At 29.3% G+C, this 22,515-nt stretch carries 26 protein-coding genes; 25 read left to right on the top strand and 1 reads right to left on the bottom strand.

The genetic code is table 11. The features are described from left to right. Positions 1 to 17 precede the first annotated feature (17 nt). The 22 genes from H0I29_RS00960 to H0I29_RS00855 all read left to right on the top strand — a co-directional run bounded on the left by H0I29_RS00960 (position 18) and on the right by H0I29_RS00855 (position 18,845). Positions 18 to 530 carry a hypothetical protein gene (locus H0I29_RS00960; RefSeq protein WP_218754098.1) on the top strand — a complete coding sequence of 171 codons (513 nt, stop codon included), beginning with the start codon at positions 18 to 20 and terminating at the stop codon, positions 528 to 530. A 263-nt stretch (positions 531 to 793) separates the two neighbouring features. Beyond that, entirely contained in the window at positions 794 to 1,243 is a 450-nt protein-coding gene (locus tag H0I29_RS00955; RefSeq protein ID WP_218754097.1) for a hypothetical protein, read from the top strand. Between the two features lie 153 nt (positions 1,244 to 1,396). Continuing rightward, positions 1,397 to 2,431 carry a hypothetical protein gene (locus H0I29_RS00950; protein WP_218754096.1) on the top strand — a complete coding sequence of 345 codons (1,035 nt, stop codon included), beginning with the start codon at positions 1,397 to 1,399 and terminating at the stop codon, positions 2,429 to 2,431. A 110-nt stretch (positions 2,432 to 2,541) separates the two neighbouring features. Beyond that, the gene (locus tag H0I29_RS00945; protein WP_136583671.1) at positions 2,542 to 3,063 is read left to right on the top strand and encodes a helix-turn-helix domain-containing protein; all 522 of its coding nucleotides are present in this window, start codon (positions 2,542 to 2,544) and stop codon (positions 3,061 to 3,063) included. After that, on the top strand, positions 2,982 to 3,896 hold the full coding sequence (locus tag H0I29_RS00940) for an IS3 family transposase (protein WP_218755159.1): 915 nt from the start codon (positions 2,982 to 2,984) through the stop codon (positions 3,894 to 3,896). The genes H0I29_RS00945 and H0I29_RS00940 overlap by 82 nt, the downstream gene beginning before the upstream one ends. 123 nt (positions 3,897 to 4,019) lie before the next feature. Then, complete coding sequence (locus H0I29_RS00935; RefSeq protein WP_218754095.1) at positions 4,020 to 4,715, top strand: HNH endonuclease signature motif containing protein; 696 nt, start codon at positions 4,020 to 4,022, stop codon at positions 4,713 to 4,715. A 148-nt stretch (positions 4,716 to 4,863) separates the two neighbouring features. Further along, positions 4,864 to 5,586: a hypothetical protein gene (locus H0I29_RS00930; protein ID WP_218754094.1), complete on the top strand. Its 723-nt coding sequence runs from the start codon at positions 4,864 to 4,866 to the stop codon at positions 5,584 to 5,586. Between the two features lie 151 nt (positions 5,587 to 5,737). Continuing rightward, a complete protein-coding gene (locus H0I29_RS00925; protein ID WP_218754093.1) occupies positions 5,738 to 6,568 on the top strand; it encodes a DUF6602 domain-containing protein in 831 nt (276 codons plus the stop codon). A 230-nt stretch (positions 6,569 to 6,798) separates the two neighbouring features. Next, entirely contained in the window at positions 6,799 to 7,677 is an 879-nt protein-coding gene (locus tag H0I29_RS00920; protein WP_218754092.1) for a DUF4238 domain-containing protein, read from the top strand. 210 nt (positions 7,678 to 7,887) lie between these two features. Continuing rightward, positions 7,888 to 8,892 carry an IS30 family transposase gene (locus H0I29_RS00915; protein ID WP_218754091.1) on the top strand — a complete coding sequence of 335 codons (1,005 nt, stop codon included), beginning with the start codon at positions 7,888 to 7,890 and terminating at the stop codon, positions 8,890 to 8,892. Positions 8,893 to 8,978: 86 nt separating this feature from the next. After that, complete coding sequence (locus H0I29_RS00910) at positions 8,979 to 9,383, top strand: hypothetical protein (RefSeq protein WP_218754090.1); 405 nt, start codon at positions 8,979 to 8,981, stop codon at positions 9,381 to 9,383. A 163-nt stretch (positions 9,384 to 9,546) separates the two neighbouring features. Beyond that, positions 9,547 to 12,297 (top strand): ATP-binding protein, encoded by a 2,751-nt coding sequence (locus H0I29_RS00905; RefSeq protein ID WP_218754089.1) that lies wholly within the window; start codon positions 9,547 to 9,549, stop codon positions 12,295 to 12,297. Between the two features lie 161 nt (positions 12,298 to 12,458). Beyond that, complete coding sequence (locus H0I29_RS00900; protein WP_218754088.1) at positions 12,459 to 13,388, top strand: hypothetical protein; 930 nt, start codon at positions 12,459 to 12,461, stop codon at positions 13,386 to 13,388. A gap of 121 nt (positions 13,389 to 13,509) precedes the next feature. Beyond that, entirely contained in the window at positions 13,510 to 14,175 is a 666-nt protein-coding gene (locus H0I29_RS00895; protein ID WP_218754087.1) for a PliI family lysozyme inhibitor of I-type lysozyme, read from the top strand. 225 nt (positions 14,176 to 14,400) lie between these two features. After that, positions 14,401 to 15,405, top strand: a complete 1,005-nt coding sequence (locus H0I29_RS00890) for an IS30 family transposase (protein ID WP_218754086.1) — start codon at positions 14,401 to 14,403, stop codon at positions 15,403 to 15,405. A 111-nt stretch (positions 15,406 to 15,516) separates the two neighbouring features. Then, the gene (locus H0I29_RS00885; RefSeq protein ID WP_218754085.1) at positions 15,517 to 15,846 is read left to right on the top strand and encodes a hypothetical protein; all 330 of its coding nucleotides are present in this window, start codon (positions 15,517 to 15,519) and stop codon (positions 15,844 to 15,846) included. A 27-nt stretch (positions 15,847 to 15,873) separates the two neighbouring features. After that, the gene (locus H0I29_RS00880; protein WP_218754084.1) at positions 15,874 to 16,191 is read left to right on the top strand and encodes an integrase core domain-containing protein; all 318 of its coding nucleotides are present in this window, start codon (positions 15,874 to 15,876) and stop codon (positions 16,189 to 16,191) included. A gap of 388 nt (positions 16,192 to 16,579) precedes the next feature. Next, positions 16,580 to 16,813: a thioredoxin family protein gene (locus H0I29_RS00875; protein ID WP_218754083.1), complete on the top strand. Its 234-nt coding sequence runs from the start codon at positions 16,580 to 16,582 to the stop codon at positions 16,811 to 16,813. Between the two features lie 59 nt (positions 16,814 to 16,872). Continuing rightward, positions 16,873 to 17,130: a DUF2024 family protein gene (locus H0I29_RS00870; RefSeq protein WP_218754082.1), complete on the top strand. Its 258-nt coding sequence runs from the start codon at positions 16,873 to 16,875 to the stop codon at positions 17,128 to 17,130. 3 nt (positions 17,131 to 17,133) lie between these two features. Continuing rightward, positions 17,134 to 17,496: a gamma-glutamylcyclotransferase family protein gene (locus tag H0I29_RS00865; RefSeq protein WP_218754081.1), complete on the top strand. Its 363-nt coding sequence runs from the start codon at positions 17,134 to 17,136 to the stop codon at positions 17,494 to 17,496. 40 nt (positions 17,497 to 17,536) lie between these two features. Then, positions 17,537 to 18,274 (top strand): AAA family ATPase, encoded by a 738-nt coding sequence (locus H0I29_RS00860; protein ID WP_218754080.1) that lies wholly within the window; start codon positions 17,537 to 17,539, stop codon positions 18,272 to 18,274. Next, entirely contained in the window at positions 18,267 to 18,845 is a 579-nt protein-coding gene (locus H0I29_RS00855) for a MarR family winged helix-turn-helix transcriptional regulator (RefSeq protein WP_218754079.1), read from the top strand. Before H0I29_RS00860 ends, H0I29_RS00855 begins: the two co-directional genes overlap by 8 nt. A gap of 81 nt (positions 18,846 to 18,926) precedes the next feature. On the opposite strand, the gene H0I29_RS00850 is transcribed toward H0I29_RS00855, so the two are convergent. Further along, positions 18,927 to 20,333 (bottom strand): PLP-dependent aminotransferase family protein, encoded by a 1,407-nt coding sequence (locus H0I29_RS00850; RefSeq protein ID WP_218754078.1) that lies wholly within the window; start codon positions 20,331 to 20,333, stop codon positions 18,927 to 18,929. Between the two features lie 89 nt (positions 20,334 to 20,422). Here H0I29_RS00850 and H0I29_RS00845 point away from each other — a divergent pair, with 89 nt between their 5' ends. The 3 genes from H0I29_RS00845 (at position 20,423) to H0I29_RS00835 (ending at position 22,481) form a co-directional block, all read left to right on the top strand. Beyond that, the gene (locus H0I29_RS00845) at positions 20,423 to 20,881 is read left to right on the top strand and encodes a cupin domain-containing protein (RefSeq protein ID WP_218754077.1); all 459 of its coding nucleotides are present in this window, start codon (positions 20,423 to 20,425) and stop codon (positions 20,879 to 20,881) included. Between the two features lie 20 nt (positions 20,882 to 20,901). Then, complete coding sequence (locus H0I29_RS00840; protein ID WP_218754076.1) at positions 20,902 to 21,786, top strand: dihydrodipicolinate synthase family protein; 885 nt, start codon at positions 20,902 to 20,904, stop codon at positions 21,784 to 21,786. Between the two features lie 239 nt (positions 21,787 to 22,025). Continuing rightward, positions 22,026 to 22,481 carry a hypothetical protein gene (locus H0I29_RS00835; protein ID WP_254712672.1) on the top strand — a complete coding sequence of 152 codons (456 nt, stop codon included), beginning with the start codon at positions 22,026 to 22,028 and terminating at the stop codon, positions 22,479 to 22,481. Positions 22,482 to 22,515: the final 34 nt, after the last annotated feature.

Genomic DNA, 22,515 nt, shown 5'->3' with positions numbered 1-22,515 from the left:
CAAACATTACGCTAAAAATGAACCGAATAACAAAAATCTTAATTTTATTTCTAATTTTAGTGAGCATTTCTTGCGATAAAAAGAAACCAGAAAAAACGTATTTAGCAAACTATATTGACTCATTAAAAACGGAATATTCGTTAACAGAGAACCCTCTTTTGGTTATTGATGGAGTTGGAACACATTATGAATCAATGAATGATGGATGGTTTTTAATTAAAAAAGAAGATATTTCCAGCCTCAAGTATATTAAAAAAGGAGAAACAAAAATATATGGAAGTAAAGATATTAATGGTGTTGTTTTACTAACGACAAAATTACAGGAATTGCAAACTGGAAATAAAAACTCAATTAAAAAAACACTTTACGTTCTTGATGGAAAAATAGTCACCTACGAGGATTATAAAAAAATTGACCAAAGCAAAGTAATTGGAATTGGGACAATAACGGAACAGAGCGCAATAAAAGAATTTACATCGGACAATTATGATGAACTGATTTACGTATCGACAAAAATGCCGACTGAATAAATAAAAGCCAGTTGCCAACACAGTATATAAAAAATTGCTAGTTTTAGCTTAACCAATGTGAGTTGCTTTGTTTGCTAACTTCTGATTTTCCTACGGAAAATCCTCGCACACAAACACGCAACATTTCATATACGTAAACGTTCTACGCAATTTGACCAAACCAACAAAAATTGTTCATAAATTTAAAATTTTTGGATTTTAAGAAATAAAAAATGAAACCGAAATTGAAACTAAAAAAAACGAAGGAATAAATTCTACGAAACTTGAAAAACGAAACCGAAATAGAAACAGAGTTGGAATTGAAGAAATGGTTGAAAGACAATTGTTATCCAATGAAAAGTTATAGTATAAATGGAAATTTCATTTATGAAGGTTGTGGAATTGAAAATAATGGAGGACTTTATCTTTGGTACTATACAGAACGTGGAGAAAAAACTACTTTGGAATATTTTGCTACCGAAAAAGATGCTGTTCAATATGCTCTAAAACAAATAAAATCTGATAAACACTCAAATCGGAATTTTATTGGAATGTATAAAGAAAACGAAGAAGTTGAAAGAATAATATTGGAACTCAAAAAACGTGAAGTTGAATATTGGACTGACAAAATTCCTTATGGAGGAATAAACGACTGGAAAACTCGAATTTTTGTAATTGGTTGCGGAATTAAAAAAGTGACGGATTTGATACAAAACGAAGAAAAAACTGCGTAGAACACCGTATATAATTTATTGCTGGCTTTTTGCCTACTTGCGAAAGTCCTCTCGGACTTTCTTGGTCGGTAATTATTTACTAAATTAGTTGCTTGAAACACGCAACAAACCATATACATCAACGTTGGCAGTAATTAGAACTAAATCGAAAATATGAATTTACCAGGACCAGGTTCAGGAATTACTTGGAGAAACTATAGAATAGAAACTCCGACTTTTAAACTTTCTTCAATAGAAAAACCTGACTTATCACCTTTCTTGATTCATATGACAGGGAGAAATCAACTGATAAGTATTTTAAAGGGAGAAAATGCAAATGAGGGTGTAGAAGTAGCTGAAGGAGAAGGATTCTTAAAATCCGTCGTTCCTACCTTTAATGGAAGTCAAGGATATTATAATTCTAATGTAGTTTGTTTTACAGAATCGCCTTTATTTGCTTTAGATTTTTTTAGATATCGTAGTTTTAACAGATGGGAATCTGACCAACAGTTTGGAATTGGTTTTTCTAAAACTGACCTCGTAAAACATAGAAATGTTAGACCTGTAGTATATTTAGAAACAGAAACTAATAGAGAACTTCTAAATCTTTGTAACAAAATTAACGACGATTCATTTGTTATTTCAGACAATAACGGAGAAATTCAAGATTTAAAGCCATTAATATCCAAAATAAAACCATTACTATTTCCTTTACTTGAAAACACAAGAAGTCAGGGTTTTATGTGGGAAAGAGAATGGAGATGCCCAAGTGAATCAGGTATGACTTTTCCATTATCTGCAATTAAAGTAATATGTTGCCCAAAAAATGAAAGAGAAGAAATAGAAAAGATAATTGGAGAACATTCAAGCCACATTCAAATTGTAGAGAGTTGGAAAGAATACGATGATGTAACAAACTTTTTAAAGAGAAGAGATAGAAATATTGACAAAACAACAATTGATAGAATTGACAATATTGGAGATATAGGAGCTTTGAGTGCTATGAAAATGCAAAATGAGCAAACATTGAACACTCTATCATCTTATTATAGCGTATTTAAAGAAACGGTAAACCAACTTGAAGGAAGAAGTATAAATGACACTTTGGAAGACTTGAAAAATACATCGAAAATAATAAGCGATAGAATAGAAAAAGTACGAATTGAAATTAAAGCAAAAGAAGAACAAGCGAAAGCAAAAAAGAAATAACTACTGCCAACACCGTATATAATTTATTGCTGGTTTCTTGCCTACTTACGAAAGTCCTCGCGGACTTTGAACTGCTCCCAAAAAGTTAGACACTATTTGAGGGTATTATTATGGGAAGAAAAGTCAAGTATGATTACGCATTTAAACTTCGATGTGTAAAGCAAGTTTTAAAAAATCACCAAACAGTTGAAGATGTGTCTAAGTTATATGGTTGTCATCATACAACCCTTCATGATTGGATTCGATTTTATGAAAAATATGGTAAAAAAGCACTATTACCAAGAAAAACCAAAGTGTATAGCATTCCTTTTAAACTTAAAGTTTTAAAAGCTATTGACAAAGATTCATTATCTTTCAGTCAAGCTTGTTTAGAATTTAATATTCCTACTAAATCTGTAATTATGAAGTGGCAACGTAATTATAAAAAAGAGGGTATTGTAGGCTTAAACATTAAACCTAGAGGTAAACCAAAATCTATGCAATTTAAGAGGGCTAAAAAAAAGTCTAATAAACCTTTAACAAGAGAAGAGGAACTTTTATTAGAAAATGAATCATTACGTGCAGAACTGGACTTGCTAAAAAAGTTACAGGCCTTAATTCAACAAGAGCAAAACAAAAAGCAAAAGCCATAACAGAATTAAGGCATAAGTACGATTTAGATATTTTATTATATCATACGAACATGGCAAGAAGTAGTTATTATTATCATCATAAAAAAAGTCTTTTAGTTGATAAATATAAAGAGATAAAACTATTGATTCATCAAATATATCATCGTCACAAAGGAAGATATGGCTATAGAAGAATCTCTTTAGAAATCAACAAAATAGGCACTCTAATAAATCATAAAACAGTACTCAAGTTAATGCGTGAATTAGGTTTAAAAAGTTTAATCAGAACTAAAAGATACAAGTCTTATAAAGGGCGAATAGGAGAAACAGCTCCTAATATATTACAACGAAATTTTAAAGCTATTAGGCCAAATAAAAAATGGGCTACCGATATTACAGAATTTAAAGTTTTAGGAAAAAAACTATATCTATCTCCAATAATTGATCTCTTTAATAGAGAAATAATAAGTTATCAATTATCTGAAAAACCTGATTTTAAACAAGTAGCTATTATGCTGAAAAAGTCTTTTAAGAAAATACCAGATCAAACAAATTTAATATTACATTCAGATCAAGGGTGGCAGTATCAAATGAAACAGTATCGAAGATTATTAACAAAAAAAGGAATTACTCAGAGTATGTCTCGTAAAGGAAATTGTTTAGATAACGCTGTGATAGAAAATTTCTTCGGTATTCTAAAATCTGAATTGTTTTATATAAATAAATACAAGTCGATATCTCAATTAAAAAAAGAGATTAAAGTGTATATAAAATATTATAATAATGAGAGAATTAAACAAAATTTAAAGGGAATGAGCCCGATTGAATATCGAGCTAATTATTATCAAAATTAATTATAAATTTGTCTAAACATTTGGGTGCACTTCACTTTCTATTCTGTTTTTATTTACTAACTTAGTTGCTTAAACCACGCAACAAACCATATACAAACACGTTGGCAACAACCTAAAACCGAAATGGAAGAAAGTGAATATTACAAAATAAGTAAAGAAAATGACTTGCCATTAAGGTGTCCGATTCTGAATTATTGTTCAAGAAGAGCTTGGACAATTTATTTATTTTCCGAGTATTCAAAATATGACCCAAGTTTAAATATGGTGCAAGCTTTGCAAAAAGCAGGAGAAATACCGAAAGATTTTGAAAAAAACGAAATATTGGTGCAAGGAGAATCACCTTCTATAATAAGAGGAAGTGACAACTACTATTTTTCAGATGTTTGTCCCGAAGTAAATTTATTTGACGGTATGAACGCTATGATTTCTGGAAAAGCCTGTTCAAAAGGAGATTACGACAAATATTATAAAGGAGAAAAAAACAGAGTTTTAAAATCTCAACACTTTTCAGAATGTGCGGAATTTAATAAATATATGTTTGACAATGATAAAATTGGAAAAAAGAGAAAAACCACAAAAAGACGAAAGGCAATACCTTCAAGAATAAAATCACTTTTACAGAAAGAAATTGGCTCTGAATGTCCATTTTGTAAAAATGAAGATGTTGACCATTTTCAAATTCATCATATAAATGAAAATCCAGAGAATAATAAAAAAGAGAATTTACTAATGCTGTGTCCGAATTGCCACTCGAAAATAACAAAAGGAGATATTAATATGGAAACAGTTATGAAACGAAAAATAGAACTGAAAAAATAAAGGCAGTTGCCAACACCGTGTATAAAAAATTGCTTATTTTTAGCTTAACCAAAGTTAGTTGCATTTTTGTAAACTTCTATTTTCCTGCGGAAAATAGCCGTTCACTTTAAACGCAACTTTCCATAACACAACAACGTTGGCAACAAGCATGAAAAAAACATTTAAAGCTTCAAATTTATTTTTTGTGACATTAATTATGTCTCTTATCTTTAGTTGCAATAATTCAAAGTATTCGGATGCGAAAATTGAAAGTAAAGCGCGGAATATTGTTAAAGAACTAAGCCAAGAAGATATTAATATTTTTAAAAATTGGAAATTCGAATATCACGGTAAAGGCGAAATATGGAGAAAGATTAAAAATAATAGAGTTGATTTTCGAGCATACTATTATAAAGAAAATGATAGCACCTCTTTTATGATTTATCCTAAACATTTGAAATCTACTGAATATCCGATTCTCGTTGATTTTGACACTTCAAAAATTAAATCGAATATTTGGTTAACGAAATTAAAGAATGGTCAAATTAGGGTTAGTCCATCATTTAAGATTATAGGCGATTCTATTAGAAGAGAAAAATATTTAGAAACAGAAATATATGGAAATAAAAATCCTTTTAATGACCTTCAAAAACTCAGTAGTTTAATAAATAAGTGCGGAATTGTAAGTGTTAGTCACAATGAATATGTAGGCGGATTTATTCAATTTTATTTAACTTATGAAGATGTTCTGACTTTCGTTCCAGATAACCTAATCATAAATCCAATTTATGGAAATGTTTGGAAAGACAATATTGAAAGCGGAGTAATGATTAATAAAAATTGGAATTTAAGAAAACTTGAACAGCCAATACACCCGATACAGCGTAAATAAGCCAGTTGCCAACACCGTATATAATTTATTGCTGGCTTCTCGCCTACTTACGAAAGTCCTCGCGGACTTTCTTGGTCTGTAATTATTTACTAAATTAGTTGCTTGAAACACGCAACAAACCATATACAACAACATTGTACACAACCAAAAAATGAACTCAGAAGATTTCTTAAAAATAATAGAATTTGAAGCAGACGAAATTAATCACTTCTTTAAAAAAGCTAGTATTGAAGGTAGAGGAACTTCACAAGAAGTAGCAGATAGAAGAGAAATTGCAGTAAAAAAATTTCTAGAACGTTATTTTCCTTTTCCATACAGAATTGCTAAAGGAAATATAATTGATAGTTATGGATTGAGAAGTAACTCAATAGATTGTATATTACTTAACCCTTGTCATCCATATACTGTGACAGATGAAAGTAAATATTCTCTTATCTTTGCAGATGGAGTTGATACAGCAATCGAAGTTAAACCTGACTTATCAAATAAAAATGAATTATTTAGAAGTTTAGATCAAATTAAATCGGTTAAAAAATTAAGAAGAAAAAAAGATGACCATATCAAACTTTTAGGAAAAAAAATCATTGAAGAAATGGAAATCTCTCGTAAACAAATTTCTTCTGTAATTTTCGCTAACAAAACATTTTCTAATATTGAGACATTAATAAAACATATAGGGAATTATTACATTGAAAATAAAATTGTTAAAAGAGAACAATTCGACTTAATAGTTATAAATGGAAGGGGAATATTATATAATTCAAGAAAAAATTACAACATTGACTTTGCTGGTTATGAAGGTTTATATTTTATTGAACACAACAAAAAAACATTAGCGTCATTCCTACTTCAATTAAATAGATTTCCACAACCTGAAGAAAAGTTTGGTACACCAGTTCTAAATTATTATTACAACGAAAATGAAAAACCTGTTGCAACTTACAATGCTGAAATAAACAAGGGATTATTAGAGAATGGATAAAGGCAGTGTACAACACCGGCTAAACTTAATGCGGGTTCTGTGCTTTCTCAAAGTTTTGTGTATATTTACTAAGTCGCCAAATCTTGTTGATTTGGCTTAGTTCAAACCAAAAGAAACAAAACCAAACAAAAAGCTTCGGCTTAGTCCGTGTCTGAAAATCTTGGCGATTTTCTTCCCGCACAAAGCCTAGCCAAAACCGTTGGCAACAATAAACCTGAAACACTCCAAAATTGAATAAATCCAAAAGACACCATTATATACCAAAATTTTTTATAAATGGATTTACGGGTGAAGATGGAAAACTTTCAGTGCTTGACAAAACTAAAGGAACTATTGATAAAATAAGAAAAAGCCCGAAACAAATCTTTTTTGAATGGAATCGAAATAGTTTTAACATTAATGGTTATGAAACTGACTTTTTAGAAAATGTATATCAATTTGGTGAAACTAAATTTGCCGATATTTATAAAAAGTTAACTGAAAAATTTGAACCCATCGAAATAACTACTTACGATATTCTTCATCTAACTCTATTTATCAGTGAAATACATTGGAGAATACCAATTCGTGACAAAATATTTAATAAAAACATAAAAAACTATGATTTTGAAAATGCTCCTTTTAAAATTATAGATAAAAAAACAGGAAAGAAAACACCATTTAGTCAATTAAAAGAGTTTACAGAAGAACCTGCTTTTATTGAAAGTTTGAAACATATACAAGCAATACAAGATTATATTAAAAACTCAAAAAAGATTAAAGTGGAGAATTGGTTAATTTATTACAGACCGAAAGAAGCTCCACAATTAAAAATTTTATGCGACAATCCAATAATAACGAGAAATGAAAGTGAAAATGTTTTAGAATCTGAATTAATTTTTAATTTATCAAAAAGCAAAACAGTATATCATACAAAAGGAAATAGATTAAAAGAAATCCCTCCAATGAATAATATTTCAATTGATATTTTATTGTATTTACAAGCTGAAAAATTTGTCTGTTGTTCAGATGAAAGCTACTTGAACTCAATTATTGAATTATCAAAACTATACAATACTCCTGAAAAAATACTTTATCTTAAAAATGAAATATTTGAAGTTTTTGAATAATTACAGTTGCCAACACCGTATAAAAAAAATTGCTAAATTAGTGCTTAATTAAAGGCAGTTGCATTTTTGCCAACTTCTGAATTTCCTTCGGAAATTCCTCGCTGACAAAACCGCAACTTTCATTATACAACAACGTTAGGTGTCATTAAAAAAAAAAAAACCTCCATTCAATAACTTAACGCAACAAATCTAAAATTATAGATTTGTAAAATGGAAGTAAAAAAACATAGACGATTAACTTTGAAAGAAAGAGTGATTATTCAGACTCTTTTAAATGAAGAAAAGTCTAAATCTTATATAGCAATTAAACTAAATAGATCTCGTTCAACTATCAGTAGAGAGGTGAATAAATGGGTGCAAAAAAAAGAACATAAATATGATGCTGAACTTGCTCATTGGTGTGCTAAAGAAGATTATTTAAACAAGAGAAATTTAGATAAAATAAGCACTTATTCTTTACTTAAATTTTTTGTCTACAAAGGACTTTTATCAAACTGGACTCCTGAACAAATTTCTGGAAGATTAAAAGAGTTGTATCCTAATAATTTAGTAATGTCTATTTCACACGAAGCTATTTATAGACACATTTATACTAGACCACAAGCTCGTTTAAATAAAAAGTTAATCAAACTATTAGTACGTAAAAAAACAAGACGTAGAACTCCTAAAAAAAGACGTGGTGGTGGAAGTAAAATCATTAACCAAGTCAGTATTGACAACAGACCACAACATATTGAACTTAGAAATGAAGTGGGACATTGGGAAGGAGATTTAGTGATTGGAAAAAATCATAAAAGTGCTATTGGAACTATTGTAGAGCGCAAAACTAGATTTACTTTAATAGTAAAATTAGAGTCTAAAAAAGCAGGTGAAGTAGCTAATGAGTTTTCTAAAATATTAAACAAATTAAATCCTATTTATAAAAAATCAATGACATATGATAACGGAATTGAAATGGCGAGACACGAAATGATTACTAAAAAAACAGGTATGAAAATATACTTTGCACATCCATATTCTTCCTGGAAAAGAGGAACAAATGAAAATACAATTGGACTCATTAGAAGATATCTTCCAAAAGGAACAAACTTCAATGAAATTGACGTAAATAAACTCCAAAATATTCAAGAAAAATTGAACAACAGACCAAGAAAAATTATAGGATATAAAACTCCAAAAGAAATGATGGATTTAGAACTTAAATTTGTAGCTTAGTAACATCAATAAACAAAAACGGTTTGTTGCGTTACAACATTGAATCCAAGCGTTTATGAATTTTAGCATCTATAAAGAAAACTATTATGAAAGCAAATATTATCACCCTACTTATAATTGTCGGAGTCGGATTTCTGACTAGCTGTAGCAATGACGATAATTCATCGCAAGAAAACACTATTGATGGAACTTGGAATTTAGTAAATGTACGCGGAGGATTAGCAAGTATCGATAATGACTATTCAAAAGGAGACATAAAATGGACTTTTGACCAAACATCTACTATTTTGACAGTAGAAAACAAAATTGGAAACGATAATGGTTTTTATTTGCACAGCGGAACCTACTCATTCAATATTGAAGATAATAATGAAGACCAAATCCTTTTCATTGATAATGATGACTATAGAATGGTTATTCTTTCAATTGGTAAAAGCCTTATAATAACAGATGATTTTAATGATGGATTTACAGCTGAATTCAAAAGATAAAAACTACAGCTAACACCGTATAAAAATAATGCGGTATTAAGTGCTTAATCAAAGGTTAGTGCTCTTTTGTTACGTCTGATTTTCCTGCGGAAAATCCTCGCACACAAAACCGCACTATTCTTATACATAAACGTTGTAATGAATTTAAGAAAAATACGAATAAATGAACAATTCTAACAAATTACGCATTAAAAGTGCAATGATTATATATGAACTTGAATCTTCATTGGGAGATTATATAATTCAAAATGATATACTTGACAATATAACCGAGAATAACAAATCAGCAATAACAGATAGGGAAAAGGAAAAAGGAAACAATATACAAAATGATTCTGTGACCTTTTTAGTTGAATCTAGCTATTTGGACGAAGTATTTAACCTTGCAATTGACATAACAGAAGGCACCTCTCTTAACCAGTATATGAGAGAATTAAAAAAATTCTGTACTCTTCTAGGGATTTTTGATATTAGAAATGCTATTAGTCATCCGAATAGACCATTTCCTCAAGCTTTTTGGTTTAGGTCAGCAACAATAGCGAGTGATCCTCTGATTGAAAAACTCGGATTAATTAAAGTCGGACAAGCATTAAATTCTGCAATTCAAGAAAATTTAAATTCACCACCAGAAGAATGGTTCGAAAATGTTAGATGGGCTATACCAAATACTTTACCACAATCATTTGATCATGAAATTACAGGACTTCTAGGACGTGATAAAGAATTTAAAGATTTACATTCAACTCTTTCTAAAGTTAGAAATAACTTAATTGCAGTTGTTGCACCAGGAGGAATTGGAAAAACAGCTTTAATACTTCAGTTTTTAAAAGACTTAAGTCTAAGTCCAAATTATAATTCAAAAATAAATGCAATTATTTTTTGTACATTAAAAAATGAACGATTAACAGCAAAAGGTATTGAACAAATTGAAGCAATCAATGGTATTGAACAAATAAAAGAAAGCATTTTAAACGATTTAAATCGTTTGTATGGAGAAGAATCCTATATTACTTTTGAAGATGCTTGTGAAAAACTTGAGAATGAAAAAGTATTAATCTGTATTGATAATCTAGAAACATTATTAATGCATTCTCAAAAAGAATTCATAGAATTTAATCAATCATTACCGCTACATTGGCGTGTTATTGTCACCTCTAGAATTTCTATTGACTCAGCTACAACTGTTCCACTTGAACCATTAGTTAAACGCCATGCTATTAATCTAAGTCGCAATTATTTTAGAAAAAGAGGTGTTCAACAATTTGATAATTCCGAATTAGAAAGAATAGCCGATATGGCAAACAATAATCCTTTAGCAATTCGGCTAACAATAGATCTATATTTACAAGGTGTAGATATCTCGCAATCTATAAAAAAATCACAGCAAGATATTGCGTCATTTTCTTATAAAAATTTAATCGAATCATTAAATCCTAACTCAATTTCTATATTAGAAGCATTGTATGTTTTAGGTGATTCGAGCAAATCTGAATTAATTGATTTTCTTGAATTAAACAACGAAGAAATAGCAGAATCCATAAACGAATTATCTAAAACTAGTTTAATTATTAGATCATCCAATGACATAGGGATTGATTCCTATAAATTAAGTGATTCTATTCGTGATTTACTATTAATTAACCCAAGAAATATTGAAGTTCGCTCAAAAATATCAGATAGCCTAAAAAGAACTAAAGCAAAAATATTAGAGCAAACCACAAGAAATAAACAATTAGGATTAACTCAATTTGAAGAGAATTTCGTAGAAGAAAATACAGATAGGTCAATTCATGCACTAATAGTTGATTTAAATAAATTTTTCTCTAAACCATATCAGAATCGAAATCACTCTGATCTTATTGAATTAAAATCAAAATTTGCAGATTTAATAATTTATAATTCGAAAGATTATCAACTAACCTATCATTATTCAAGAGTACTTAAAGCTTTAAGAGATAAATCAGGTGAGTTAAGTATATTGAAACAAGCTCAAGATTTAAATCCAAAATCACCAAGGACTACTCACGCTATTGCAATGCATCATTTTTATAATGGTGACTATGAAGAAGCTTTAGAAATATTTAATATTTTAGTAGAAAAAGATTTAAACATACCTGAAAACTCATCAAATAAATTTAGTTTTTCTTTGACTAAATTAAGAATGTTATGTTTATTATACTTAGCAAAATATGATGAAATTCTCAAGTTAACAGTTGATTGGGAAAATGACCTTCATTGGTCAACAATTTATGGAACATATCGTGCATCAGCTTTTAAAAGAAAAGCAGAATTAAAGAGGTATAATGTTCAAGAAACTGAAAAAGCTGTAATTGATTCTCTCGCTATTTTTGATCTAATTTTTAGTAATGGCGATTATCCTACTGTTGCGTGTATTGAATCAACAAAAATGATTAAAGAGTTTGACTTTATATTGACAAATCCCAGTTTCTCAAAAATTGTAAATAAATATGTTTCATTCTTAGCAAATCATTATTTTGACATGGTCTCTCGTTTAAGGAACGAAAGCGTAGATTCAAATGAATCTAAAGAGTTATTAGAAAAAGCATATGCTATGGAAATAAAAAACAACCCAATGCATAATGTTAAATGGTATACTCAACAAACAGAAGCAACTTATGATATTGAACATTTAAAGGAATTAAAAGATCAAGGCTATAAAATAGTTCAAGTATATCACATTCCAGAAAGGGAATATGGTTTATCTCATTATATTTTCGCTAAAGATGATGAAACTGAAAATCAATTCTTTTTACATGTAGATACATATGATGAAGGATGGAATAAATGGGGTCATATAAAACAAGATGAATTGTTAGCGATTTCATATCGTAATCTACTTAAAAATGGAAAGCCAACACCTGCGACTGAAATATTAAAGATTGATACTTATTAAAAAAACTCATTACAACACCGTATATAATTTATTGCTAGTTCTAGCCTTCTTACGAAAGTCCTCGCGGACTTTCTTGGTCGGTAATTATTTACTAAATTAGTTGCTTGAAACACGCAACAAACCATTTACAACAACGTTAGCAAAAATTCAAAACCAGACCAATGAGTGAAATAATTTACATAGACAAACCACAAGAGAAATTGGACGAAATTCAGAGCCTCATAAAGGTTGTTTCTGAAGGTTTTATGGCTTTAGCAATGGATTATGGATATCATATTAATAATGTTTTTGGACAATCGAAAGATGGGAAACACGAAATTTACGAATTAAGAGATAGTATTGATTATAGAATAAGAAGTGCAAACCTTCATTTTTATTTACTCATTGTCCGAAAAATGGAAATAGAAAATAGATTTGCTAAAATGTTAAAAGATAAACCTTCCTCTTTTGACGGGTTTATAATGGGAAATCCTCATTTTGAAATAGCAGCTGATGAAATAATGGCAATCTATGACAGTATTGTTTTCCATCTATCTTCTTGTTTTGATTATTTGGCTATGTTAACTCAATTTATATTTGGAAAAAACCCGCAAACAAAATTGCAATGGATAACTTTAGTAAAACATTGTCACAACAATAAAAGTGAATTTTCAGATAGGAAGTTTGTAGATAACATAATAAAAGTTAATTCGGAATTTGTGAGTAAGTTTAATGACTATCGAGCGGAACTTATTCACAGGAAAAAATCAACATCTTTTGCAAATGTTTCTTGGGAATTAAACTCAGGAAAAGTAACTACCCAATTTCAATGTTCTGAAAAAATAAAATCTAATTTAAAGAAAATTATAGATAAAGATTTAGAATACTGTATCAGTTATGCTTCGTCAGAATTAATAAAACAAACTCTCTTAAAAATTTCTCACGTTTTGAATGGAATGCACGATGAATTTAGAGAAAATTATATTGAACACTCTCCTAAAATACAAAAAGGAGGATTTCAAATAATAAATATGAATCCGGAAACAAAACTTGCTGAATCACCAGCCTTAGGAAGTTGGAAAAAGTTTATGGAATATAAAAACTTTTGCTAACACCGTATAAACTTTATTGCTGTTTTTAGCTCACTTGGGAAATTCCTTCGGAATTTCGCCGTTCGTGTTTTATTTAGTAAATTCACTGCTTAAACAACGCAACAAAGCTTATACAACAACGTTGGCAATAATTAAATCAAGCATGAAACAATTAAAAACAATCACAATTGCTCTAGTTGGAGCATTGACTATTATTTCTTGTAAGAACGAACAGGGAAAAACTAATAAAGAACAAATTGAAAATAATGAGGTCATAATTGAGAATCAAATTCAAGAAGGTCAAAAAATTATATTTCAAAAAAATTTAACTCTACAAAATATAACCTTTGATTTAAGTAATACCGGAGAAGGGTCTATTAGTCAATTAACAATTCAACCTAAAGGATTAGAAATAGATAATAAAAAAATTACTCTTGAATTGGAAGGACAAGTTACCAATGCAGAAATTAAAGATTTAAATGCAGATGGATTTCCAGAAATATTGATTTATACAATATCTGCAGGAAGCGGTAGCTATGGCGATGTTATAGGCTATTCAGTAAATAATGGAAAGTCGATAAGTCAAATTTACTTCCCAGAAATATCTAAAAATGAGGAGGCATGCAGTGGATATATGGGACACGATGAATTTGCAATTACGGAAACCACTTTAGCAAGAAGGTTCCCTATTTACAATGATGAAGATACTAATAATAACCCAACCGGAGGTACTCGCCAAATAAAATACAAATTAAAAGATGGTGAAACATCTAGATTATTTGTGATAGATAAAATTAGTGAATATTAATAATAATTATTAAATAAAAACTATTGCCAACACCGTATAAACTTTATTGCTGTTTTTGGCTCACTTGGGAAATTCCTTCGAAATTTCTCCGTTCTTGTTTTATTTACTAAATTCACTGTTTAAACAACGCAACAAAGCTTATACAACAACGTTACCCACAAGCTGAAAAAACCATCCTCCATTCAATAACTTAACGCAACAAATCTAAAATTATAGATTTGTAAAATGGAAGTAAAAAAACATAGACGATTAACTTTGAAAGAAAGAGTGATTATTCAGACTCTTTTAAATGAAGAAAAGTTTAAATCTTATATAGCAATTAAACTAAATAGATCTCGTTCAACTATCAGTAGAGAGGTGAATAAATGGGTGCAAAAAAAAGAACATAAATATGATGCTGAACTTGCTCATTGGTGTGCTAAAGAAGATTATTTAAACAAGAGAAATTTAGATAAAATAAGCACTTATTCTTTACTTAAATTTTTTGTCTACAAAGGACTTTTATCAAACTGGACTCCTGAACAAATTTCTGGAAGATTAAAAGAGTTGTATCCTAATAATTTAGTAATGTCTATTTCACACGAAGCTATTTATAGACACATTTATACTAGACCACAAGCTCGTTTAAATAAAAAGTTAATCAAACTATTAGTACGTAAAAAAACAAGACGTAGAACTCCTAAAAAAAGACGTGGTGGTGGAAGTAAAATCATTAACCAAGTCAGTATTGACAACAGACCACAACATATTGAACTTAGAAATGAAGTGGGACATTGGGAAGGAGATTTAGTGATTGGAAAAAATCATAAAAGTGCTATTGGAACTATTGTAGAGCGCAAAACTAGATTTACTTTAATAGTAAAATTAGAGTCTAAAAAAGCAGGTGAAGTAGCTAATGAGTTTTCTAAAATATTAAACAAATTAAATCCTATTTATAAAAAATCAATGACATATGATAACGGAATTGAAATGGCGAGACACGAAATGATTACTAAAAAAACAGGTATGAAAATATACTTTGCACATCCATATTCTTCCTGGGAAAGAGGAACAAATGAAAATACAAATGGACTCATTAGAAGATATCTTCCAAAAGGAACAAACTTCAATGAAATTGACGTAAATAAACTCCAAAATATTCAAGAAAAATTGAACAACAGACCAAGAAAAATTATAGGATATAAAACTCCAAAAGAAATGATGGATTTAGAACTTAAATTTGTAGCTTAGTAACATCAATAAACAAAAACGGTTTGTTGCGTTACAACATTGAATCCAAGCTTCTACAAAAGACTAAGAACGCAACAGAAAAAAGAAATAGATCATCAAAAAATGATCAAGATGGTTAAAGACTACCGTAAAAAAGTAGGCTCTAAAACTGGTGGAATAAAATTACATGCGGAACTTAAAACTAATTTTATTGAGGCTAATATTAAGATAGGTAGAGACAAGTTCTATCGCTTTCTTAGACTAAATAATCTTTTGATTCCAAAAAATAAAAATTACATCACAACGACAAACTCAAACCATATGTACAAAAAATATAAGAACCTCGTAAAAGGCCACGTTCCTAATCGACCGGAACAGCTCTGGGTTAGTGATATCACTTATATTAAAACAGAAAATGGACACAACTATCTAGCTTTAGTCACAGACGCCTATTCTAAGTAAATAATGGGTTACAAACTTGATAATCATATGAGAACATCACTTTGCTCAGATGCGCTAGCTATGGCTATTAAAAACAGAAAATATCCTAATCAAAAACTAATTCATCATTCGGACAGAGGTTTTCAATATTGCAAACCCAAATACACGCAGTTTGCTGAAGATAATGGAATTACAATGAGTATGACCGAGCAATACGATCCTTACGAAAATGCTGTTGCAGAACGCATTAACAGAACTCTTAAATATGAATACGGGCTAAAACAAATCATTAAAAACACTGAATTAGCACAAAAAATGACACAACAAGCAGTCTATATTTATAACAATTTGAGAAATTCATTTTAGCCTGGATCTCAGAAAACCTGCAGAAGTGCATTTAAATCCTAATATCAAATACAAGTCGTATCGAAAAAATAAAGTAAATTTACCTGAGCTTACAATTTAAGAACAGAGGATTTTAACTAAAAAAGAGTCAACCTATATCAGTATAATACAATCACTTAATCACAATCTAAATTTTCTACCTCTCAATTTCTCTAATGGAGGTATATTTTGCTCACTATATATTATTAAATCATCAACATTATTCTGTCCGAAAAATAATTAATAGTACTGTAATAATATAGTATTTAAAAAAAATATTTATAAATATGCAATATAGTTAGGATTACTTACTATATTTGTAATGTGAATTCACAACACAATATTTATTAATCATTAAAGAACAAACAAAATGAGTAAATCAATTTTTTATCACGCAGGATGTCCAGTTTGTATTAGCGCAGAACACGACATAATTCAATTAGTTGGAAAAGACAATGTAGAAATTGTAAACATTGGAGAAGACAGAACTAGAATTGAAGAGGCAGAATCAGCTGGAGTAAAATCTGTACCAGCATTATTAACGCCAACTAAAAACGTATTGCATCTTAACTTTGGTGCATCAATGGCAGATGTAAAAGGTTAAAAATAATTTTAAAGTAGTGAGTAAATACTACTCACTACTTTAAATAAATAAAGATACTTATGAAAATTTCAGTTTACGATACCTACGTTAAAAAAAATAATAGTACAATTATGCACTTCGATATTTTAGTGGAAGAAAGCAAAACTGTAGAAGAAGCAATTGCCTTTGGCAAAGAGTATTTAGTTTCAAAGAGTCTATCTGATGGTAAATTAACAACTAAAGAGTGTACATTTTGTCACATAGAAACTGCTCCTATTGAAATAGAAAAAGCAGTTTTAACAGATGGTTATTATATTCTAGAAATGGAAAATTGTTAATCTATGCATAGTAAAGCTCATTATTTATTCTCTTACGGAACACTTCAATTGGAAAAGGTTCAAATAGAGACTTACAATAGAAAGCTAATTGGTTTTAAAGATACCCTAGAGAATTACACTATTGAACAACTTAAAATCACAGATAAAGATGTTCTCGCTATAAGTCAAAAACAATTTCATCCAATTGCCACTCCTTCAAAATATAAAAAAAATTGTATTGAAGGTGTTATTTTTGAAATTACAGAGCAAGAACTCATACAAACTGATAATTATGAAGTTTCAGATTACAAAAGAATTATAGAAACATTTAAATCTGGCAAAAAATCTTGGATTTATATATCTAATAAAAAACGTATGTCTGTTTAATTAGGATTACTAACTTTGTGTTTTAAAAAGAAAAATATTAATGGCGATATATGACCTAATCTTAAATTCTAGAAATGAAACTACTATTGAGTTAAGTAACATTCATTTAAGTGCGAATAATAAAATTATTTTAAACCAATTACTTAAAGAATTTAAGTATGTTGATGTTTTAAACAATTACAAATTACCCATTGACAATAAGTTACTGCTATTTGGACATACAGGTTGTGGAAAAACAACAACTGCTAAAGCAATCGCCCAAGAAATAGATAAAAAAATACTCACTTTAAATTTAGGTGGTATTATATCTTCACGTCTAGGTGAAACAGCTAAAAATATTACTGAAGTTTTTAAAAAAGCATCTCGAGAAAATGCTGTACTGTTTTTAGATGAATTTGATTACATAGGCAAAATACGCGATTACGATAATAAAGATTCTGGTGAAATGAAACGGTTGGTAAACACCGTTATTCAACTTATAGATCAGTTACCAAACGATACTTTATTAATTGCAGCAACTAATCATTCTAGTATTATTGATACCGCTTTATTAAGACGTTTTCAATTAAAGCTAAAATTTGAAGCACCTAATAATAAAGAGTTAGATAAATATTATGACTCTTTGTTAATGCAATTTCCTGAAGAATTCAGAAATGTAACACGTAATTATTCTATATCCTATGCCGAAGCTAAAGACATTACTTTTAGAGCTGTTAAAAATAAAGTTATAGAAATTGAAGAAGCAAAAGAATTAATAATAGTAAGACAGAATGGATAATAATGTTAATCAAAAAATAATAAGTGGACTAGAAAGAATTTCTAAAGCCTTTAGGGTTTTACTTTGGGAAGAAAGTAAGTTATATAAAATAAGTCCTATACAAATACAATTGCTTATTTTCTGTGGCACTCATAAAAAAGAAGACTTGAATGTAAGTTTTTTAGCTACCGAATATGATTTAACAAAAGCTACCATTAGTGATTCTATTAAAGTATTACTAAAAAAGGAACTACTCTCCAAAACCATTAATGCCAAAGACTCTAGAAGATTCACAGTTCAATTAACAAAAAAAGGGAAAGAAATTGTAGAAAAAACAAGTGGTTTTACAACTGTATTAAAAGAATCTATTAATTCCTTCTCTGAATTAGAAAAAGGTATTTTTTTAGAAAGACTAATGCTACTCATTTATCAATTAAATCAAAAAGATGTAATCTCTACACAACGCATGTGCTTAACATGTTTTCATTACAAAAAAGATGGCAACAATCATTATTGTAATTTAATGGAAGAACAGTTGAAAAATTCGGAATTACAAATAGATTGTCCAGAACATCAAGTGCTTCATAATTAAAAAACAAATTGGTTAAAAAATTAAACCGTACGCATTAAGGTAAATAAATCTAGATTTTTTAATTATAACAAAGTCATTAATTTATAGTAATTGACCTAGTTTTATAATAACCTTTTCAAGGTCACTTTTACTTAAACTACCATACCCTAGTCTGAACCCTCGAAAAGAATTCTCAATACAATATTTAGAAGCATCTGTTATCTGAATACCATTCATTTCTAACTTAACGGTTAAATCTTTCAGACTTTCTGATTTTAATGGTCTTATCCAAAATGCTAGACCTCCTGTAGGTGTGCTATAATGGGCTTTATCTTTTAAGTGAATTTTTAATAAATTATCACAATACCTTCTTTTTTCAATATAGTTTTTGGATGCTCTTTTTAGATGTCGTTTTATATCTCCATTTTGAATGAGTTCAATAATTGCTCTTTCCATAATGGAATCATTTTGAACATCAATAATCTCTCTTAAAGAAGCTATTTTATTGATTAATTCAACATTACAAACTAAAAAACCTATCCGTAAAGAGGGAGCAATAATTTTACTGAAAGTTCCGATATACACATAGTTTTTTATACTTGGTAAGCTTGAAATAGGTAAAATTGGTCTGTGATCGAAATGAAATTCATGATCGTAATCATCTTCAATTATTATAAAATTATACTTATTAGATAATTCAACTAGCTTTAATCTTCGCTGTAAACTAAGCGATACAGTTGTTGGATATTGATGATGTGGCGTTATATATATTGCTTTTATATTGGATATTTTTTGAAGGATAGCTTCTACTTCTAGAATTTTTAATCCATCATTATCAACACCAATAGGCACAACAATTGCCCCAGCACTTTTAAAAGCTTTCCATGCTGGTTGATATCCAGGATTTTCAACTAAAACAATATCTTTTTGAGTTAATAAAGCATGAGCAATTAAATACAATGCCATTTGACTACCACGAGTAATACAAATTTTGTCAGAGCTTGTATTCATACCTCTTCTATGGTTTAACATTTGAGAAATTACATTCCTAAATTCTCGACTCCCTTTGCTATCAGCGTATCCTAATATATTTAATTTCGACTTAAGACCAAACACTCTTCTATAAGCACTAGCCAATTCTTTTATCGGAGCAATTTTAGTATCTGGTACTCCATCATCAATAACTATTAAAGGTTTTTTTAAAACGAATTGACTTTGTTGGTTATCAATATTTAGTTGACTCGATTCAATTGTTAATTCTGCAACAAAAACACCTGTTCTATTTTTTGAAATAAGCCATCCTTCTGCTATTAAAATATCTTGTGCTTTTATTATTGTATTTCTATTTACACCAATAATATCAGCTAGTTTTCTAGAGCTAGGTAATATTTCACCAGATTTCAAACGTTCTTTTCTTATCGCTAAAATAAAAGCATCTACTATTTGAATATAAACGGCTTTATCAGCCTTTAAAGATATTTGGATATCAAAATCCCATAACCTATTCATTGGTCTACCTATTTTTAATTAAACTGGATCATATTGATAGACCAAAAGTAATTTAAATTTGTATACAATTAATACTTAAAACATAAATAATGTCAGAAAAAAAAGAATTTAGTTCAAAAGATTTTCATCAAACATTCGCTAAACCAGAAGTTAGAATGCCGGAAAGACTCATTTACAGAAATGTTGAAGGTGAAGGTGTTCACAGTCAGTTTTCAGAAGAGAGAAAGCATCCTGTTCATTTTATTGACTTACCTAGTAAAAACGTATCTATGACCATTGGAGGATTACTTCCAAATCAGGTTACAAGTAGACATAGACATACTTATGAAACTGTTTTATATGTGATTGAAGGATCTGGTTGGACAGAAGTCGAAGATAAAAGAGTAGAATGGAAAGCTGGTGATGCTGTTTATATCCCATCATGGGCATGGCACAGACATGGGAATCTCAGCAATGATGAATCTGCTAAGTATTTAGCTTGTGAAAATGCGCCACAACTTCAAAACTTAGGAGTTGCCTTAAGAGAAGAAGAAGGAAGAGATTTATAAATCAACAATTCATTTGCTATATGAACAACAATAAATTTAAAGGTATAATTGCATATCCAATTACACCTTTCAAAAAAGACGAGAGTGTCGATATTCCATTATTTAAAAAACTAGTTGAAAGGTTAATACTAAATAATGCCAACGTAATAGCACCTTTAGGAAGCACTGGCGTATTACCATATTTGAATGATTCTGAAAAAGAAAGTATTGTTAAAGCAACTATCGAGCAAGTTAAAGGAAGAATTCCTGTTTTGGTTGGCGTATCAAATCTAACTACAGAAAGAACAATACACCATGCTAAATATGCTGAACAACAAGGAGCTGATGCGGTAATGATAATACCTATGAGTTATTGGAAATTAGCACCTGAAGAAATTTTTGATCATTATAATACAGTTGCTCAAGAAATAAATATTCCTATTATGGCATACAACAATCCAGCAACAAGTGGTGTGGATATGCCTACAGAATTATTGGAAAGATTGTTAACGATTCCAAATGTTACAATGATAAAAGAAAGTACAGGTGATATTCAACGCATGCATTATTTGAAAAAAACACTTGGAGATAAAGTAGCCTTTTTTAATGGATCAAATCCACTTGCTTTGGGCGCTTTTGCTGCTGGAGCTACTGGATGGTGTACGGCTGCTCATAATTTAATTCCAGATTTGAATGTAAAATTATATGAGGCAATTGAAAAAAACGACCTCAAAGCATCTCAAATTATTTTTCATAAACAACTAGATTTACTGAAATTTATTGTGAGAGTTGGACTGCCTAGATCTATAAAAGCAGGACTTAATATTCTTGGTGAAGATGGTGGATATTTAAGAAGTCCTCTGAAACCACTTTCAAATGAAGAACAAGAAGAATTAAGAAGTATATTAACTTCTACATTGAATTAATAGCATTGATAACCAATACAAAAAATAAACTATTCTTTTGTATTGGTTATTTACATTTGTATAAAACAGATATTATCGTTATGAAAAAATTAGAATTACAGTTTGATAAGGAATTAAAAGGCAAATTTAATTTAAAAAACTTGAATATTTTATTAGTTTTTCAAGTCAATTGCCCTGGATGTTTCTCTTATGCTCTTCCATTATTCAATACGTTATACCAATAATTTCAAAATGAAGATATGGCGTTTTTAGCATTATCTACAGCTTTTGAAGATTTTGACAAGAACACTATTGAAAATACAGAAAAGTTAATCAATAATGGAGATTTAATTGGAGAGACAAAAAAGTTTATGCTCCAAAATGGCTATGAAAAATACCCTGATAAGTTTGACTTCCCTATTGCTATGGATAAAGAAATGGGTAAATCAGAAGAAGAGATTCAATATGCTATCCATGCTATTTGTAGAATAAATCCAAACTATAAATTATGGCCTGACTTTGAACAAAAGGCGTTAGAAAAAAGAATTGAAAAATATTTAAAATCATTAGATGAAATTTCATTCTCATTTACAATTAATCAATTACGAGGTACACCAAGTTTTGTTCTTTTCAACAAAGAGTATGAAGTTTTACAGGAATGGTTTGGTCATATTACTTTGGAAGAAATTAAAAATAAAATCAATCAATTTATATAATAAACTTAATAACTAACTTGAATAAATTGATTTA

The organism is Polaribacter sp. R2A056_3_33 (genome assembly GCF_019278485.1).
Taxonomy (GTDB): Bacteria; Bacteroidota; Bacteroidia; order Flavobacteriales; family Flavobacteriaceae; genus Polaribacter.
The sequence above is the reverse complement of the archived record's forward strand: the minus strand, read 5'-3'. Positions and strand labels throughout refer to the sequence as shown.